Below are 18,286 nucleotides of genomic sequence, written 5' to 3' on the forward strand. Positions count from 1 at the left end.
TAAGCGCAGCAGCGCCATCCGGCATTTTATTTTACAGCGCGATATCCGCGACGGCTTTCTGTTCAGGCTGCGGTTGTGCCTGAGGTTTCAGCTGTGGTTTCGGCGCTTCATCAGCAACCTGCGGCTTGTCATATTTCAGACCCAGAACCTCACTGGTGTACTGCAGCTCTTGTTCCGTAGCCTCAACGTTACCGTTCAGCTTAGTACCATAAGACGGAATAATGGTTTTCAGCTTCGCCTGCCACTCGGGGCTGGCTACTTTATCTTTAAACACTTTTTCCATCAGATGCAGCATAATCGGTGCCGCGGTTGATGCGCCCGGAGAAGCTCCCAGCAGCGCAGCAATCGTGCCTTCTTTATCGCTGACGACTTCAGTGCCCAGACGCAGCACGCCGCCCTTCTCCGCATCGCTTTTGATGATCTGCACACGCTGGCCGGCCTGCCATAAACGCCAGTCTTCTTTTTTCGCCTGCGGATAGTACTCTTGCAGCGCAGCAAAACGGTCGTCGTCGCTGAGCATCACCTGGCTCACCAGATATTTCACCAGATCGAAGTTATCCAGACCCACGTTGACCATCGGCATAAAGTTTGAGGTGGTGGTCGAGCTGAGCAGATCCCACAATGAACCGTTTTTCAGGAACTTGGTGGAGAATGTCGCGAATGGCCCAAACAGCACAACGCGCTTGCCATCAAGGATACGGGTATCGATATGCGGTACGGACATCGGCGGCGCGCCAACGGAGGCCTGGCCGTACACTTTCGCCAGGTGGCGATTGACCACATCCGGGTTTTCTGCAACCAGGAACTGCCCGCCAACCGGGAATCCGGCATAGCCTTTCGCTTCCGGAATGTCGGTTTCCTGCAACAGCTTCAGCGCAGCGCCACCGGCACCGATAAAGACAAACTTCGCCTTGATATCATGTTCCGCTTCGTTATTTTTCAGATCGGCGACTGTGACAGTCCAGCTATTGTCGGCATTACGCTTAAAGCCACGAACTTCGGTGCTCAACTGCAGTGCAAAGTTGGGCTTTTTCTGCAATGAGGTAATCAGTTGGCGGGTGATTTCGCCGTAGTTCACGTCAGTACCAATCTCGGTACGCGTTGCTGCGACTTTCTGCTGCGGATCGCGACCTTCCATGACCAGCGGCGCCCACTCTTTAATCTGCGCATGGTCTTCGGAATAGCGCATACCACGGAACAGCGTGCTCTGCTGCAGTGCGGTGTAACGGGCACGCAGGAAGTTCACGTTCTCGTCACCCCAGACAAAACTCATGTGCGGAACGGTGGTGATAAACGAGCGTGGTTCATGCATTACGCCATTATTGACCTGATAGGCCCAAAACTGGCGGGAAATCTGGAAGGCTTCGTTAATTTCGACTGCCTTTTCAATGCTGATGCTACCGTCGGCCTTTTTAGGCGTGTAGTTCAGCTCCATCAGTGCGGAGTGGCCGGTTCCGGCGTTATTCCAGCCGTTTGAGCTTTCCTGCGCTACACCATCCAGTCGCTCAACCATGGTCATTGACCATTGCGGCTCCAGCTCCTGTAAATAGGTTCCCAGCGTGGCGCTCATGATGCCGCCGCCAATCAACAGTACATCCGTTTCCTGCTCTTCCGCCGCTTTCGCTTTTGCCGCCATCGAGACAACATTCAGCCCAACGGCCATGGTGAAGAGCATGGCAGTCACTTTTTTCATAATGTTAATGCCTTACTTTTAGTATCGCTTTTTTGCTTTTAATGCAGGTGAAAATCGAGCGGCACCAACGGTAACACTTAAGTAAAAATAATTAAATAAAGTTTATAAATTATATTTAATTTTTAAAAATGTTATTAATACGTTGATAGTTTATGCGGTTATTGACAATCATTTCTGGAAACCGGTCCATCTGACGGGTACTATGCTGCGCTTTGCTATTCACCGCACGGATGCCTGTCGGTCTGCTGTATCAGGCCATTTTTGACCTGAGTGTAACTATGTCTGCAACTCAACATTCTTCTGCCGCAGTCGCTGAACACGCGACCCGTGCCGTGCTCCGCCAACCCCGTCTGCTGGTTCGCGAAACGCTGGCCGGTGTGGTAACCGCCCTGGCGCTGATCCCGGAAGTGATCTCGTTTTCCGTGATCGCAGGCGTTGATCCTAAAGTCAGTCTGATCGCCTCCGTCGTACTGTGCCTGGCGATGTCTTTTTTAGGCGGTCGTCCCGCAATGGTTACCGCCGCTGCAGGATCGGTCGCGCTGGTGATTGGTCCGATGGTGCATCAACACGGCGTGCAATACATCCTGCCTGCAGTGGTGCTGGCCGGGATGATTCAGATCCTGTTTGGTGTATTGGGAATGGCACGTCTGATGCGATTCATCCCTACGGCCGTGATGACCGGCTTTGTTAACGCGCTGGGTATATTGATTTTCTTTGCCCAGGTCCCGCATTTCTGGGGCAAAAGCCCGCTCATCTGGGGGCTGTTTGTCCTGACGCTGCTGATTGTGCTGTGGGTTCCGCGGTTTATTAAAGCAATTCCCGCACCGCTTATCGCCATCGTGCTGCTAACCGTGTTCACTGTCACCAGCGGGCAACTGTTACCGACCGTCGGTGATGAAGGTTCAATGAGCGGCGGCCTGCCGGGTTTCACCGAGTTGTTGGTTCCGCTCAACCTGCAAACGCTGGCGAGTATCTGGCCCTGCGCGCTGAGTATCGCTTTTGTTGGTTTGATGGAGTCGCTGTTAACCGCCCGTCTGGTGGATGACCTGACGATGACGCCGTCGAATAAGAATCGCGAGAGTGCCGGGCTGGGGATAGCCAATATTCTGGCCGGATTTTATGGCGGCATCGCCGGGTGCGCGATGATTGGTCAAACCATCGTTAACGTCGAGATGGGCAAAGGACGCAGCCGCGTCTCGACGGTTGCCGCCGGACTGGTATTGCTCCTGTTAGTCACTGGGTTAAGCGAAGTGATGGCAGAAATACCCATGTCGGTGCTGGCAGGTATTATGGTGATTGTGGCGGTAAAAACCTTCAGTTGGCACAGCATCCAGCCCGCTACGCTGAGGAATCTCCCCGTCACTGAAACGCTGGTGATGCTGGTGACCGTCGCTGCCACGGTCTCAACCGGCAACCTGGCGATTGGCGTGGTTGCCGGGGTGATGACGATGCTCATTCTGCCGCGTATCGTCAGACGCAAACGGGCGACTACATCAGAAACAGCGTTGCCAGACCGAGAAAAATAAAGAAACCACCAGTATCAGTGATAGCGGTTATCATGACGCTCGAGCCGACCGCCGGGTCGCGCCCGAGCTTCACCATCGTCATCGGAATGATAACCCCCATCAACGCCGCCATCAGTAGATTGAGCATCATCGCCAGAGTCATCACACCACCGAGCGCCATATCATCGTACAGCCACCAGGTAATGCCGCCCATAATCCCGCCCCACACGAGGCCATTGATTAGCGCCACGCCCATCTCGCGCAGGATGAGAAACGTCAGGTTCCCCGGCTGAATATTTTGCAGCGCCAGCGCGCGGACGATCATAGTGATAGTTTGATTCCCGGTATTGCCGCCGATACCCGCCACAATCGGCATCAACGAGGCCAGCGCCACCAGTTGCGAAATCGTATGTTCAAAACCGTCGATCACCCGCGAGGCGATAAAGGCGGTACAGAGGTTAACAGCCAACCACGCCCAGCGGGTTTTTACCGCTTTGGTAACAGGCGCAAAAACGTCCTCTTCGGCGCTTAAGCCCCCCATTCGACGCAGATCGGTGTCGGTTTCTTCATAGACCACATCGACGATCTCATCGATGGTTAAACGGCCCATCAGTTTACCGGAAGGGTCAACCACCGCGGCACTAACCAGGTTGTCGCGTTCGAAGGTACGCGCAGCGTTTTCGGCGATATCTTCAGGAGAAAAGGTGAGCGGGTCATTTTCCATCACCTCGCTGACTTTTCGCTGCACATCATTGAGCAAAATGCAGGTTAGCGTCAGTTCGCCAACCAGCACTTTATTGCGATCGGTCACGAAAAGTTTATCGGTGTTCTCCGGCATTTTCCCCAGCCGCCGCAGGTAGCGTTGCACCACTTCCAGCGTCACGTCCGGACGCACGGTGATGACTTCGAACTCCATGATCGCGCCGACGCTATTCTTCTCATAGTGCAGCACCTGGCGGACGCGCGTCCTCTCCTCTGCCGGTAACGTCGCCAGCAGACGACCGGTAAGGTTACGAGGCAAATGTTGAACAAGGTAAATCTGTTCATCAATATCGAGGTATTGCAGCGCATCCAGCAGCTCGCGGTCGCTCATCTCATCGATCAGGTCGTCCCAGACGTTTTCAGACGCCTCAAGCAAGACGTTACCGCGCTTTTCATTTTCGACCAGTCGCCACAGGGCGTGGCGCTCTTCTGAGGGCAAAGCTTCGAGGGTGTCGGCAAGGTCAGGCGGTGGCAGGTGAGCCACCAGCGCCCCTACCTCAGCAATATCGTCGGCTAACGTACCGACGTCATATTGCTCAGCCAGGGTAAGCTTGCCCAACAGCGTTGAAATAATGGCTTTATCAGTGGTCAGCAGCCAGATGAGGCGCGCACGCTCTTCATCACGCAGTCTGGCGCTGTTTTTGTTTATTACGGACATTAATCATAAATCCATGATATGAAATATCATTAATCATGATGCCGATTTATGTAAATAACAATAAACAGTGCCGCCGGGTGTCTAAAAAACCGGCGGCACGAAGGTTCAGGCTGTGCGAGCCACCGCGTCGCGCGAGGCGGCGTCACGTTCATCGCCCAACAGTTCACTCAACTGTCCGTTACGCATTTCCAGCAGACGATCGGCGTGAATAAAATAGTGATCGTCGTGGCTGATGGCGAAAATGGTTTTCCCCATTTCCTGCATCAAAGGCAATAGCACCTGATAGAACTCCCGGCGGAAATGGGGGTCCTGATCGGCAGCCCATTCATCCAGCAGAATGATGTCGCGCTCCTCCGCCAGGGCCAGCAGCAGCGCCACGCGTTTCTTCTGCCCTTTCGACAGCTTCAGATTGAGGATACGACCATCGCTCAGCTCCAGCTTATGACCCATCTTCAGATGTTCCAGCCACTTCGCGACCAGCTGTGGATTAGCCTCTTTACCTTCCGGCCCCAGCAGTTTGTCGAACAGCCAGACGTCGGTAAACACGGCAGAGAATAGCTTGCGGTAGTCTTCCGGTTTTTCAACGGCAACGGCCTTACCATCAAGCAATATTTCGCCTGACTGCGGCTGGTATAGACCGGTCAGTAACATCGCCAGCGTAGATTTCCCGCTACCGTTGCCGCCAATCAAGAAGATCAGTTCACCGCGATGAATCGTCAGATTCACCGGCCCTACGGAAAACGCATTATCCTGATAGTGGAAAACCACGTTGCGCAGCTCCAGCGTTTGCCAGTTGGGAAACGCGGTTGGGCGTGGGAATTCGGCCTTAAAAGGTGCCAGCGCGAATTTATTCAGTTTGTTGAACGCCACCTGCGCGGTAAGCAGCGTCGGCAGCGCGCCAACGGCAGAGAGCAGCGGCGTTCGCAGGAATAACAGCGTCAGAGAATAGGTCGCTGCCACGGCGGTATCAGCCCATCCCAGACTGTTAGCCATCCAGAACACCAGGCCAATGGCACCCAGCATCATAATGTTCGACCAGTTAACCGCGCTCAGGTGGAAGGTATCGGCACGGATAATATGGTGGCGATACTCTTTGGCATCCGGGACGTACATCTGATTAAAGATATGCTCGGCGCGCTCGCGGTTAAGCGTCAGCTCTTTGCGCCCTTCCAGCACCGTCTGATAATCGTTGTACAACTTGTCTTCAGTTTCGCGCAAGGTGGCCATGTGTTTATACACCCGCGCCACCAGCACAAATCCGCCCCAGATGGTGATTGCCATCCAGATTGCCGTTACCAGCAGCATTTTGGTCGACAGCATCGCCAGATACGCCGCCGATCCGATGGTCAGGATAATCCCCTGTACCAGTTCAGGCAGACGAACAAAGGCGATGGTGATGTTGCGGATATCACTGGTTAAACCGGCCAGCAACGAGGCGCTGCCAAGCTGTTCAATACGCTCGACGTGAGTATCCAGAATTCGTTTGATAAATTCGCTACGCAGGCGGTAGACAAAGTGGTGACCCAGCGTGGTCAACGCCAGCTGAGAACCGAGGGTGACAACCATCAACAACAGCAGCAGGCCAAGAAACTCCGGTAGCACCATCAGCGTGGTGTCGACCGTTTCGATCAAGCGCTGGTTGATAAACGCAATCAGCCCAATCCCCAACGCGGCGCTGGCGAGGCTGAGCGCCATCACGCTGATAAATGGCCAGCGATACTGCCGCCAGACAAGAAGTAAAAGTTCCATGCACACAACCCGGACAAGTAATAACAGCCCGCAGTTTAAACATCTCTTCGCTGACAGCAATAATAATTCTTATTTTTATTCTTTTTTACCCGCCAGACGAAACGTCAGGTTGTAACGACAGTCTCCGGTTAATGGGTGATACCCTGTTTTAAGCGGCTGGATCCCATGATAAAACAGCCGCGAATTACCGCCCCACACCACGACATCGCCGTGTTCCAGCAGTAAACGCTTTAAAGGGTCATTACGGCGCAAGCCGCCAAATTGAAAGATGGCTGGTAGCCCCAGCGATACAGAGACAATCGGCGCCCGCAGGTCGGGCTCGTCTTTATCCTGATGTAAGGACAGCTTTGCCCCTGGCGTGTAGCGGTTAATCAGGCAGGCATCGGGTTGAAAATCAGCATAGCCCGCCGCCGTCGCCGCCTGTTGGCACAGATCAGCGAACGCATCCGGCAGCGGCGGCCAGTGCGTGCCGGTGAGTGGATCAAACGGAGAATAAAGATAGCCATGCTGATCCGTCGTCCAGCCCAGATGGCCGCAGTTGGTCATCGCCACCGACATTGTATAGCCGCCGGGCGTCACCATCTGGCGAAACGGCGACTGTCTGGCGACAGCCGCTATCGCCTGCAGTAAAGAGGGCGCAGAGTCAAAAGCGAAACGTCGCAGAATAACCGCACCTGACGCCAGCGGCTCCTGCCAGGGTTTCGCATCCGCAAAGAGATCGAGCATTATGTTTCCTCGCCAGTAGTTTCCCGTTGCAGTAACTGCGCCTTGCGCGCAATACCCCATCGGTAGCCCGAAAGTGCGCCATCGCCACGGATCACCCGGTGACACGGAATAACAATCGCCAATTTGTTGGCCCCACAGGCACTGGCCACCGCGCGCACCGCCTTCGGTTTGCCGATGGCGCTGGCCAGCTGTTGGTAGCTCACTGTTTCGCCGCACGGAATTGTGCGCAGCGCCTGCCACACCTGCTGCTGAAATGCGGTGCCCCGGATATCCAGGGGTAGCGATAGCGACGCGTCACGCGAATTGATCGCGACGATCACTTCGCGCACGCGCTGCTGAAAATTGGCCTCTGCAGGAACATCCTGCGCGGCGGGAAACAGCGCATGAAGATCCGCAACCAACGTAGCGTCATCATCGCCAAGCAAGATCGCGCAGATACCCCGCTCGCTTTCCGCCACCAGACAACGGCCCAGAGCGCAATCTGCGAGGGTATAGCGTACAGAAACGTTGTCGCCACCTTTACGAAATTGCTTTGCCGTCATGCCTAATGCTTGATCGGCTTTGCGGTAGTAGCTGCTGCTGTCGGGGAATCCGGCATTGAGAATCGCCTGTGTAACCGGAACACCTTTCGCCAGGGCATCACGCAGACGGCGAGCACGCCATGATTGTTGCCACACTTTCGGGGTCATGCCCGTCGTAGCTTTGAACAGGCGATGCAAGTGATACGGGCTCATTGCCACCTGCTGTGCCAGCTCGTCCAACGTAAGAGGTGACTCTTGCTCCAACAACTGACAGGCGCGGACAATTTTGTCCAGCCGATGCTGTTGCGCGCTGTCTTTATCCGGCTGGCAGCGCTTACAGGGGCGAAACCCGGCATCCTGTGCCTGCTGGGCATCGGCGAAAAAACGGACATTTTTGCGCAGCGCATGTTTTGCCCGACAGGACGGACGGCAGAAAATACCGGTAGTCTGGATGGCAAAAACAAACTGACCGTCGGCGTCAACGTCGCGATCCACAACGGACTGCCAACGGTCATCGTCAGTGATGCGTAAACGATTTTTCATTTCGGACTCCTTTGTTAAGCATAGCGCTTAGCCTCAGTGTGTCCCCATCGTCGGGCATAAAAACCCGCAATCTTGCTTTTTAATTATTTTCGCTGACCAGAAAGCTATTAAACTGCGGCGACATCCAGGTTTTAAACCCCTCACCCTCTTTCACAATCATATAGACTGCCAGCCCTTCACGACGCACGACTTCTTTGGCCTTTTCCGGGCCGAGCACCATCAATCCTGTATCCCAGCCATCTGCTTCCAGCGCCGTTGGCGCAATCACCGTTACGGATACCAGATTATGTTCGATCGGGCGACCGGTTTGCGGGTCGATAACATGGGAAAGGCGCTTCCCGTCCAGCTCATAATAGTTCCGGTAGCTGCCGGAGGTGCTAATGCCATGCCCATTAATGTCGACAATCGCCTGCACCGCGTTTTCACGATCGGTGGGTTTCTGGATTGCCACTCGCCACGGATGCCCTTCAGCATTCATTCCCCTGCTGTTCAGCGCACCACCAACGGAAACCAGATAACGGGCGATCCCCTCTTGCTCCATCAATCGAGCCAGATGATCGGCGGCGTACCCTTCGCCAACGGTTGAGAGATCAACATACAGATCCGGCAAGTCTTTTTGCAGGTAGTTCTGATGCGCTTCATTCACGACTTTCAGATGAGAAAGCCCGGTTTGCGCTTTTGCAGCGTCAATTTGCCCCTGGGTGGGAATATGCAACGGCTGCTGATCCGGGCCAAAGCCCCACAGGTTGACTAACGGCCCCACGGTGATATCCATGGCCCCATCGGTTTTTGCACCAATGCGTAGCGCCGAAGTCACTATATCCGCCATGGCGTCATTAACCGGCCACGGCGACAGACTTTTCGACAGGTTAAAGCGCATTAACGCAGAATCGTTTTTATAGGTGGAGAGCAGTTGATCATCGGCATCAAGCTGAGTCTGGATCTTAGCCTGCAGTTCCCTTGCGCGTTTGGCATCTACGCCTACCATACTGACCCGCCAGAAAGTGCCCATCGTTTTACCTTCCAGAACCGTGGCAGGAATTGTGGTCTGAGCAGGTTTCGAGGCCTCATCGCACCCGACAAAAAAGATGGTCACAGCCAGCAGTGCTGCGCGATAAAAATTCATTTCCATACGTAATTATCCTCATGCGAACGGGCGCAAGAGTACACCAAAAATCGTTGTTTGTACGGCGGAAAAACGACATTAAAAAAGGCCCCGCAGGGCCTTTTAACGACATGAGCGCAGATTAGAACTGGTAAACCAGACCCAGCGCTACGATGTCATCGGTAGCAATGCCAGCATCACGGGTGAAGTTGTTGTCATCCAGCAGGTTGATTTTGTAATCAACATAGGTAGACATATTTTTGTTGAAGTAGTAGGTTGCGCCAACATCAACATATTTCACGATATCCTGGTCACCGTAGTTGGTGAAACCATTGCTGATGTCTTTACCTTTTGACTGCAGGTAAGCGACGGATGGACGCAGACCGAAATCGAACTGGTACTGTGCCACAACTTCAAAATTCTGTGCTTTATCCGCGAAGCCATATGCAGCAGTCGGGTTGCTACCATTAGAGGTACCGAAACGGGTTGCGTTATAGGACTGGGAGTACTGTGCTGCCAGGTAAACGTTGTTAGCATCGTATTTCAGACCACCGGTATAAACCGTTGCACGGTCACCGCTACCGTACACGCCAACAGCATTCTGATCAGCAGTACGTTTAGACGTCGTGATAGCACCACCGACACCAAAGCCAGCGCCGATATCATAGGTCACAGATCCGCCGTAACCGTCGCCATTCTGGGTCAGCAGGCTACGACCACCTACGTTTTCACCGCTTACGCTGCCGTTTTTACCCTGGTACTGCAGGGCAAAGTTCAGGCCATCAACCAATCCGAAGAAGTCAGTGTTACGGTAGGTCGCATAACCGTTACCACGCTGCTGCATGAAGTTATCAGCACCGTAGGTGTCGCCGCCGAACTCCGGCAGAACGTCGGTCCAGGACGTTACATCATATGTCACGCCATAGTTACGACCGTAGTCGAAAGAACCTGCATCAGCGAATTTAAGACCCGCGAATGCCACACGCGTCCAGGCGTCGTTGCTCGCTTCACTCTGGTTACCCTGAATCTGGTATTCCCACTGGCCGTAACCGGTCAGTTGGTCGTTAACCTGAGTTTCGCCTTTGAAGCCGATACGCATGTAAGTCTTGTCACCATCATCACCTTTGTTGTCGGAGAAATAGTGCAGACCGTCGACTTTACCGTACAGATCTAATTTGTTGCCGTCTTTGTTATAAATTTCAGCCGCATTCGCTGCGCCTGCTACCAGCAGTGCTGGTACCAGGAGGGACAGTACTTTAACTTTCATGTTATTAACCCTCTGTTATATGCCTTTATTGCTTTTTTATGCCACTGCATACTGATTAAGGTCATTAACCAGTCGGCAACTTCATTCTCCGCAAAAACACAGAATAATCCAACACGAATATGATACTAAAACTTTTAAGGTGTTTCATTTATCGGTATAGATGTTTCAAAATATTAATATGAGGGAACTTTTTTAAAATCAAAAAACAGACAAAATAAGCACAAATAATCAAGAATCATTTTAATTAGCTTTATAATCAATGCATTACGCAAAAATATCTTATAGCACTGAATGACAAAACAAAATCTTCACTCGCAACTAAAATAGACCCGCTATCATCATTAACTTTATTTATTACCGTCATTCATTTATGAATGTCTGTTTACCCCTATTTCAGCCGAATGCTCTGCGTTCGGTTTTTTTTTACCCTTCTTTACACAAAACTTACCTTTCCGTGCTACCGATGCAAAACTATAACGACTATTAACTATCTCGGGCGTCACGATCAGATATAAGTTTGATAAATAATTTCTTGTTATTTAATGCTAAATGTATACATTCCGTACGAATATTTGTACCCGCCTTTATCTTCTGTACACCTTTGCATCGTAATGGCTGCAACAAAATCAGGCGCAAAGAATGCAGGCCAGGCGGCGTGGTGTAAGTGTGGTAATTCATACATTACCCTTTATACTGCCCTTTCATCTTTCGCGTCGTTTAACAGGTCATAAACACGAATGAGTCAGTCTGACACAACGGTTTCCACCCGATTCTCCCTGTTGCCAGGAAGTATTACCCGTTTCTTCTTATTACTGATCGTTGTGCTGTTGGTGATGATGGGTGTTATGGTCCAGAGCGCCGTCAACACCTGGTTAAAAGATAAGAGCTATCAGATTGTTGATATTACCCATGCCATTCATAAAAGGGTCGATACCTGGCGATACGTGACCTGGCAAATCTATGACAATATTGCCGCCTCAACCAGTTCGCCGGGTGCAGAAGGGCTGCAGGAAACACGTCTGAAACAAGACGTCTATTATCTTGAGAAGCCGCGCAGAAAGACTGAGGCGCTGATTTTCGGCTCGCATGACAGTTCTACATTGGAAATGACCCAGCGCATTTCAACGTATCTGGACACGTTGTGGGGCGCGGAGAATGTCCCATGGTCAATGTATTACCTGAATGGCCAGGACAACAGCCTGATCCTAATCTCAACGTTACCGCTGAAAGATCTGACCTCTGGTTTTAAAGAATCGACGATTGGGAATATTGTCGATTCCCGGCGCGCTGAGATGCTGCAACAGGCTAATGCGCTAGATGAACGTGAAAGCTTCTCTTCACTGCGCCGTCTGGCCTGGCAGAACGGGCATTACTTCACGCTACGCACGACCTTTAATCAGCCAGGACATCTGGCAACGGTTGTCGCCTTTGACCTGCCGATTAATGACTTGATCCCGCCCGGTATGCCGCTGGACAGTTTCCATCTGGAACCTGATGCCACCTCAACGACCGAGCACCTGAATGAAAAAGAGTCGCCTGACAGCGTCAGCATTAATTTCAACAACAGTAAAATTGAGATCTCTTCGGCGCTAAACTCAACGGATATGCGGCTGGTGTGGCAGGTTCCGTTTGGCTCATTGCTACTCGACACATTGCAAAGCATTCTGCTACCGCTTTTGCTGAACATTGCGTTACTGGCTCTGGCGCTGTTTGGCTATACCACCTTTCGCCACCTCCCTGCCCGTTCCACCCAGGTGGCGCCAAATCTTGCGGCAAATAATGAGTTGCGTGTTCTGCGCGCAATCAATGAAGAGATTGTTTCCCTTCTGCCGCTGGGATTACTGGTACACGATCAGGAAGCAAACCGCACGGTTATCAGCAATAAAATTGCCGACCACCTGCTGCCGCATTTAAATCTGCAAAATATTACCAATATGGCAGAGCAGCATCAGGGAGTGATTCAGGCCACCATCAATAATGAACTGTATGAAATCAGACTGTTTCGCAGCCAGATCTCCCCGAGAACGCAGATCTTTATCATTCGTGACCAGGACCGCGAGGTGCTGGTCAATAAGAAGCTGAAACAAGCGCAGCGGCTGTATGAGAAAAACCAGCAGGCCCGCGCGGCCTTTATGCAGAATATTGGCAACGCGCTGAAAGACCCCGCGAAAACGCTGGCTGCTAATGCCGCCGCGCTCAATACACCAGACAGCCTGAAACTGGCCAATCAGGCCGACGTTCTGGTGCGGATGGTGGATGAAATCCAGCTAGCCAACCTGCTGGAGAACGATGCCTGGAAAGGTGAATCCACACTGTTTTCCGTGCAGGCATTAATTGACGACGTGGTTCCGGAAGTTCTGCCGGCCATTAAGCGTAAAGGGCTGCAGCTACTGATTAAAAATCACCTAAGCGCCCATGACGAACGCCGTGGCGATCGCGATGCCTTGCGCCGTATTTTGCTGCTGTTGATCCAATATGCGGTAACCACCACGCAGATAGGTAAAATCACGCTGGAAGTCGACCAGGATGAGTCAGAGGCCGAACGCCTGACCTTCCGCATTCTGGATACCGGGGAAGGCGTCACATTAAATGAAGTTGATAATCTCCATTTCCCATTCATTAATGACACGCAGGGCGATCGGTATGGCAAAGCCAACCCGCTGACGTTCTGGCTGTGCGATCAGTTAGCCCGCAAGCTTGGCGGACACCTGAATATTAAAGCACGGGAAGAACTTGGAACACGTTACATCGTCCATGTTAAAATGCCGCTGCACGATCAACATGCTGATAGTGAAGAGCGCCTGTTGGATGACGTCTGCGTAATGGTTGATGTCACCTCAAATGACGTACGGAGCATTGTATTACGTCAACTGGAAAACTGGGGAGCAACCTGCATCACGCCCGATGAACGGTTGAATAGTCAAGAATATGATCTCTTTTTAACGGATAATCCGTCTAATCTTACTGCCTCGGGCTTGCTTTTAAGCGATGATGAGTCTGGCGTACGGAAAATTGGCCCCGGTCAGCTGCGCGTCAACTTTAATATGAGCAATGCTATGCAGGAAGCTGTCCTTGAGCTGATTGAAGAGCAGCTGGCACAAGAAGAGTTCCAGGAACTCCCCCTCGGCGGAGATGAAAACGCCGAACTTCATGCCAGTGGTTACTACGCACTCTTTGTAGACACAGTACCGGATGATGTTAAGAGGTTGTATACTGAGGCGGCTATCAGCGATTTCGCTGCATTAGCCCAAACGGCCCATCGCCTGAAAGGCGTGTTTGCCATGCTTAATCTGGTACCCGGCAAGCAGTTATGTGAAGCGCTGGAACATCTTATTCAAGAGAAAGATGCTCCAGGTATAGAAAAATACATCAGCGACATTGACGTTTACGTCAAGAGCTTGCTGTAGCAAGGTAGCCCAATACATGAACACTATGAACGTAATTATTGCCGATGACCACCCGATTGTACTGTTCGGTATTCGTAAATCACTTGAGCAAATCGAGTGGGTAAATGTTGTCGGCGAATTTGAAGACTCCACTGCACTGATCAACAATTTGCCTAAGTTGGATGCGCATGTGTTGATTACCGACCTCTCCATGCCGGGAGATAAATACGGTGATGGGATCACGTTAATTAAATATATCAAGCGTCATTTCCCGAGCCTGTCGATTATCGTTCTGACCATGAACAACAATCCGGCTATCCTGAGCGCGGTACTGGATCTCGATATTGAAGGGATCGTACTGAAGCAAGGTGCGCCAACCGACCTGCCAAAAGCACTGGCCGCGCTGCAGAAAGGTAAGAAATTTACCCCGGAAAGCGTGTCTCGTCTGCTGGAGAAAATCAGCGCCAGCGGCTATGGCGACAAACGTCTGTCACCGAAAGAGAGTGAAGTTCTGCGCTTGTTTGCCGAAGGTTTCCTGGTTACTGAGATCGCCAAAAAGCTCAACCGCAGCATTAAAACCATCAGTAGCCAGAAAAAATCGGCAATGATGAAGCTCGGTGTGGAAAACGATATCGCACTGCTGAATTACCTCTCCTCCGTGACGCTGAGTCCGTCAGACAAAGAATAATTCTTTATCACGTCAAAATGCCTGATGGCGCTGCGTTTATCAGGCCTACGAACACACAGCATCGTGCACGTTTCGTAGGCCGGATAAGACTAACGCCGCCATCCGGCTCTTTTATTCCCTATCCCCGCGTTTTTCTCACTCTTTCCGCATAGACCGCCAGCGTTTGCTTCAATACGTCTAAGGTCACCGGCTTGGACAGACAGCTATCCATACCTGATTCCAGACAACGCTGCTTCTCTTCGGCAAGCGCGTTTGCCGTTACCCCCACAACAGGCAGCGTTAACCCTAGCTGGCGGATACGCTGCGTCAGGCGATAACCATCCATATTTGGCATGTTGACGTCACTCAGCACAATGTCGATATGGTTTTTGCTGAGTACATTGAGCGCATCCACACCGTCATTCGCCGTTTTACACTGATATCCCAACGATCCCAGCTGATCGGCCAGTAAGCGCCGGTTGATAGGGTGATCGTCAACAACCAGGATCATCATGTCATCGTTCGTCGCACCGGCTTTATCCGGGGCTGGCAGCGCCGTGGAGAGATCTTCACTCCCCAGCTCTACACTGTATATATGCGCCAACAGCGCAGGCAGTTCGTGCGGTGACGCCACGCTGTGTACCCATTCTCCAGGCTTTCTTTCCAGCGGAATGCCAATATGGCGGCGGCAGAAAATCACCGCAGCCCGTCCCTGCCACGCCTGTTCCAGCACATCGTCAGCCACCAGCAGGTCATCCGCATCGGGCTGTTGTCCCTCATATCTCAGCACCGTCATCCCGTTACGCGTCAGGCTGGATTCGAGAAAATGGTACAGTGACGCATTACGTACTGCCAGCCAGCAACGCGTGCCAGCCAATCCTTCAACACCCTTTTTCAGCGGATACTGTGCGCCATACAGCGGAATACGTAGCGTAAACTGACTCCCCATTCCCGGCTCGGAATCGACGGAAATATCCCCATCCATCATGCTGATCAGTTTTTCACAAATCGCCAAACCGAGTCCCGTTCCCTGGAAATTACGCTGTACGCCAGTCCCCACCTGGAAGAAAGGATCGAACAACCGAACCACCTCTTTGGCAGGGATCCCTACACCGGTATCACGCACTCGAATGCTCAGGTAGTCGCCGCTGCACTGCACGTGCAGCACAATACAACCGGTATCGGTAAACTTGATTGCGTTACTCAGCAGATTAGAAATCACCTGTTGTAAACGCATCGGATCGCCATTCAGCGCCACAGGCACATCCGGGTCGATAAAGCAGTACAACCCCAACTGCTTGCGGACCACCAGCGGCAAATAGTTAGCCGTAATATGGTTCATGACTTCACGCGGTGAAAACTCTCGCGGCTCAATCTTCAGCTGTTCAGATTCAATTTTTGAGAAGTCGAGAATATCGCTGATAATTTTCAGCAGCAGACTGGAAGAGTTATTCATCGCCGTTACCAGACGATCCACCCCACTCGGTAACTCTTTGGTTTGCAACAAATCAAGGTTACCGATAATGCCATATAGAGGTGTACGTAGCTCATGGCTCACCGTCGCAAGGAACATCGATTTGGACTGGCTGGCCTGTTCCGCCGCCTGCGCCATCTCCTGCAACGACTCTTCCATTTTAACGCGCGCACTGACATCAACCAGGACACAAATTGCCACGTTTTCATTGCGATAGCGCGAGTGCACAAAGCTGATTTGCAGATTGGTATTGTTGCTGGTCAGCACATCAACAAAATTGACCTGTTGGCCGCAAATAATTTGCGTTAACCGCTGACGGTCTTCATGCGTCAGCATGTTCAGATAGGTGTGCGCCAGTTCGTTACTCAGGATGTTAATGCCATCCATCGTGCGCAGAATACAAATACCCACCGGCGCAGAAGCTACGATTTTACGGTTAAACTGCTCATGTTCTTCCAGACGCTGAGCATCGCTTTCCGCTGGAATAAAAATGCGCCGTTCATACATGCGCGTGAGCATAAACAATGCCGCGCCGACCAGCACGTTCAACAAGATAGCGTTCAGGATCATCATGCGGATCCGCTCCAGCACCAGATCGACCGGTACGGAGTACACGATGCTCAGGGAGGACGGAGGCAGATTCTTCTTCAATACCAGCTCGCGGAAACCCGGTGTGTAACCAAACCAGGAGCGTTCCTGCATCCAGTGGGGCTCAGCCTTAATATTCCCTTCAGGGCCAGTGAGAGAAATTAGCGCATGCCCATTTTCGTCGAGGATGGTCACGCCCATCGGTAAACTGCCCGGCGTGAAGAAATTCTCCATGCGAATTGGCTGCTCTACGCCCAACAGCGCCTGGAGGCGATTGGCGAGGTAAACCGGCGTCAGCGCATAGAAATACCCTACTCCCGGACGTGGCCCCTGGCTGATCCAGAACAAGTTGTTGCCATTTTCGTCTTGCGTAGCATTACGATACTTAATAATGCGCTCATGCAGCGCCTTCAGGGCCTCGTCACGTTCAACGGGCATATCACGCAAACCGAAATTGGCCATACAGAGGTTGTCGCTGCCGATCAGGAACACTCGATTTAAATCATAGGCGGCGGAAAAGTTGTCGCGCCAGTAGCGCATAAACCATGCCAGTGATTCCAGAGAACCTCGCCAGGCGTTGCCCATGACAGAACAGTCGGAGTCGGCAAACAACGGCTCAAAATTAGGCACGACGGTTTTATCATCTCGCGCCCGCAGCGACATCACACCGTTTTCCGCCGTTAAGCGATTCTCGGCAATATATTTCAGCTCTTTAATGACATCAGATGTGCGCTGAATGTAGCGCTGGGCCTGATCGGAGCTGAGATTAAGCTCCTGATGGATCTCAGACTCTCGCTGGTGCAGCGCATTCACAATGTAGAACACGGAAGCAAACGCAATCAGACACCAGATAACGAGCGCCAACGCTCTGAACAGGTAGCGTGAGACTTTTAGGGTTGAATGAACGGAAGCAAGGTATTTCAAAGGGGCGAAGCTCCGCCTCAGGGCATTAATAGAGTGTGGTTAAGGTAGCGGTAAATGTCTTTTGTCGCAATGCCATTAATAAATATCCTCCGGCATAGCCGGAGGTTTTTCTGATGCGCCTATAAGGCTCTGTTACCAGCCGCGCCCTAACAGGCGCATACGATCTGACATTTGCATCAGACTTCGTTACTTACGGCCCGTAAACGGGCTACCCGGATAAGGGATCGATAACTGCTCGCCCATTTTATCCTCTGCAAGCTGGTGCTTTATGTATTCCTGTATCCTTGCTGTGTTCTTACCCACCGTATCTACGTAATACCCACGACACCAGAACTCCCTGTTCCTGTATTTAAACTTCATATCACCAAACTGCTCATACAACATCAGACTGCTTTTACCTTTCAGATAACCCATAAAACCGGATACGCTCATTTTGGGCGGGATTTCCACAAGCATATGGATATGATCTGCACAGCATTCCGCTTCCAGGATCCGCACGTTTTTCCACTCACACAGCTTTCTTAATATGCTGCCTATCGCCCTACGTTTCTCCCCGTAGAATGCTTGTCTTCGGTATTTGGGCGCAAAAACTATGTGATATTTACAGTTCCATCGGGTGTGCGCTAAGCTCTTTTCGTCCCCCATTGGGACCCCCTTTTGATTTCTTGTTTAACCCTTGCAGTTGCCAGACCGCAAGGTGTTTTAACAAATCAAAAGG

12 protein-coding genes are annotated in these 18,286 nt (G+C 51.9%); 3 read left to right on the forward strand and 9 right to left on the reverse strand.

The window, feature by feature from the left end:
- Positions 1-31: 31 nt before the first annotated feature.
- Positions 32-1,693, reverse strand: coding sequence for a malate dehydrogenase (quinone) (gene mqo / locus OGY06_RS15305; protein WP_003834639.1), 1,662 nt, complete (start codon positions 1,691-1,693; stop codon positions 32-34).
- Between the two features lie 278 nt (positions 1,694-1,971).
- Between mqo and OGY06_RS15310 the strand changes: the two genes are divergently transcribed.
- Positions 1,972-3,219, forward strand: coding sequence for a SulP family inorganic anion transporter (locus OGY06_RS15310; RefSeq protein ID WP_125112617.1), 1,248 nt, complete (start codon positions 1,972-1,974; stop codon positions 3,217-3,219).
- Here OGY06_RS15310 and mgtE read toward each other — a convergent pair.
- From mgtE to OGY06_RS15340, 6 genes are all read right to left on the reverse strand, one after another.
- The gene (gene mgtE / locus OGY06_RS15315; protein ID WP_125112618.1) at positions 3,182-4,618 is read right to left on the reverse strand and encodes a magnesium transporter; all 1,437 of its coding nucleotides are present in this window, start codon (positions 4,616-4,618) and stop codon (positions 3,182-3,184) included. The two genes, OGY06_RS15310 and mgtE, sit on opposite strands and share 38 nt — an antisense overlap.
- Positions 4,619-4,723: 105 nt before the next feature.
- On the reverse strand, positions 4,724-6,367 hold the full coding sequence (locus OGY06_RS15320; RefSeq protein ID WP_003834645.1) for a multidrug ABC transporter permease/ATP-binding protein: 1,644 nt from the start codon (positions 6,365-6,367) through the stop codon (positions 4,724-4,726).
- A 75-nt stretch (positions 6,368-6,442) separates the two neighbouring features.
- Positions 6,443-7,093 carry a DNA oxidative demethylase AlkB gene (gene alkB, locus OGY06_RS15325; protein WP_003834647.1) on the reverse strand — a complete coding sequence of 217 codons (651 nt, stop codon included), beginning with the start codon at positions 7,091-7,093 and terminating at the stop codon, positions 6,443-6,445.
- Positions 7,093-8,157 (reverse strand): bifunctional DNA-binding transcriptional regulator/O6-methylguanine-DNA methyltransferase Ada, encoded by a 1,065-nt coding sequence (gene ada, locus OGY06_RS15330; protein ID WP_286605634.1) that lies wholly within the window; start codon positions 8,155-8,157, stop codon positions 7,093-7,095. Before ada ends, alkB begins: the two co-directional genes overlap by 1 nt.
- Before the next feature lie 79 nt (positions 8,158-8,236).
- The gene (apbE, locus tag OGY06_RS15335; protein WP_155848034.1) at positions 8,237-9,289 is read right to left on the reverse strand and encodes an FAD:protein FMN transferase ApbE; all 1,053 of its coding nucleotides are present in this window, start codon (positions 9,287-9,289) and stop codon (positions 8,237-8,239) included.
- 115 nt (positions 9,290-9,404) lie between these two features.
- Positions 9,405-10,529, reverse strand: a complete 1,125-nt coding sequence (locus OGY06_RS15340) for a porin OmpC (protein ID WP_003834654.1) — start codon at positions 10,527-10,529, stop codon at positions 9,405-9,407.
- Between the two features lie 737 nt (positions 10,530-11,266).
- Here OGY06_RS15340 and rcsD point away from each other — a divergent pair.
- Together rcsD and rcsB are read left to right on the forward strand one after the other, a co-directional pair.
- A complete protein-coding gene (gene rcsD, locus OGY06_RS15345) occupies positions 11,267-13,936 on the forward strand; it encodes a phosphotransferase RcsD (RefSeq protein WP_003834657.1) in 2,670 nt (889 codons plus the stop codon).
- A 16-nt stretch (positions 13,937-13,952) separates the two neighbouring features.
- A complete protein-coding gene (gene rcsB / locus OGY06_RS15350; RefSeq protein WP_003027592.1) occupies positions 13,953-14,603 on the forward strand; it encodes a response regulator transcription factor RcsB in 651 nt (216 codons plus the stop codon).
- Positions 14,604-14,721: 118 nt separating this feature from the next.
- Here the strand turns inward: rcsB and rcsC are convergent, their stop codons facing one another.
- Together rcsC and tnpA are read right to left on the reverse strand one after the other, a co-directional pair.
- On the reverse strand, positions 14,722-17,568 hold the full coding sequence (gene rcsC / locus OGY06_RS15355; protein WP_003834660.1) for a two-component system sensor histidine kinase RcsC: 2,847 nt from the start codon (positions 17,566-17,568) through the stop codon (positions 14,722-14,724).
- 186 nt (positions 17,569-17,754) lie between these two features.
- Complete coding sequence (gene tnpA / locus OGY06_RS15360; RefSeq protein ID WP_057069660.1) at positions 17,755-18,213, reverse strand: IS200/IS605 family transposase; 459 nt, start codon at positions 18,211-18,213, stop codon at positions 17,755-17,757.
- Between the last annotated feature and the right edge of the window lie 73 nt (positions 18,214-18,286).

This window comes from Citrobacter sp. Cpo147, assembly GCF_030332405.1.
Taxonomy (GTDB): Bacteria; Pseudomonadota; Gammaproteobacteria; order Enterobacterales; family Enterobacteriaceae; genus Citrobacter; species Citrobacter portucalensis.

Coding starts and splice junctions, on each gene's coding strand:
- mqo (WP_003834639.1), bottom strand. CDS start 1,693: ATGAAAAAAGTGACTGCCATGCTCTTCACCATGGCCGTTGGGCTGAAT.
- OGY06_RS15310 (WP_125112617.1), top strand. CDS start 1,972: ATGTCTGCAACTCAACATTCTTCTGCCGCAGTCGCTGAACACGCGACC.
- mgtE (WP_125112618.1), bottom strand. CDS start 4,618: ATGTCCGTAATAAACAAAAACAGCGCCAGACTGCGTGATGAAGAGCGT.
- OGY06_RS15320 (WP_003834645.1), bottom strand. CDS start 6,367: ATGGAACTTTTACTTCTTGTCTGGCGGCAGTATCGCTGGCCATTTATC.
- alkB (WP_003834647.1), bottom strand. CDS start 7,093: ATGCTCGATCTCTTTGCGGATGCGAAACCCTGGCAGGAGCCGCTGGCG.
- ada (WP_286605634.1), bottom strand. CDS start 8,157: ATGAAAAATCGTTTACGCATCACTGACGATGACCGTTGGCAGTCCGTT.
- apbE (WP_155848034.1), bottom strand. CDS start 9,289: ATGGAAATGAATTTTTATCGCGCAGCACTGCTGGCTGTGACCATCTTT.
- OGY06_RS15340 (WP_003834654.1), bottom strand. CDS start 10,529: ATGAAAGTTAAAGTACTGTCCCTCCTGGTACCAGCACTGCTGGTAGCA.
- rcsD (WP_003834657.1), top strand. CDS start 11,267: ATGAGTCAGTCTGACACAACGGTTTCCACCCGATTCTCCCTGTTGCCA.
- rcsB (WP_003027592.1), top strand. CDS start 13,953: ATGAACACTATGAACGTAATTATTGCCGATGACCACCCGATTGTACTG.
- tnpA (WP_057069660.1), bottom strand. CDS start 18,213: ATGGGGGACGAAAAGAGCTTAGCGCACACCCGATGGAACTGTAAATAT.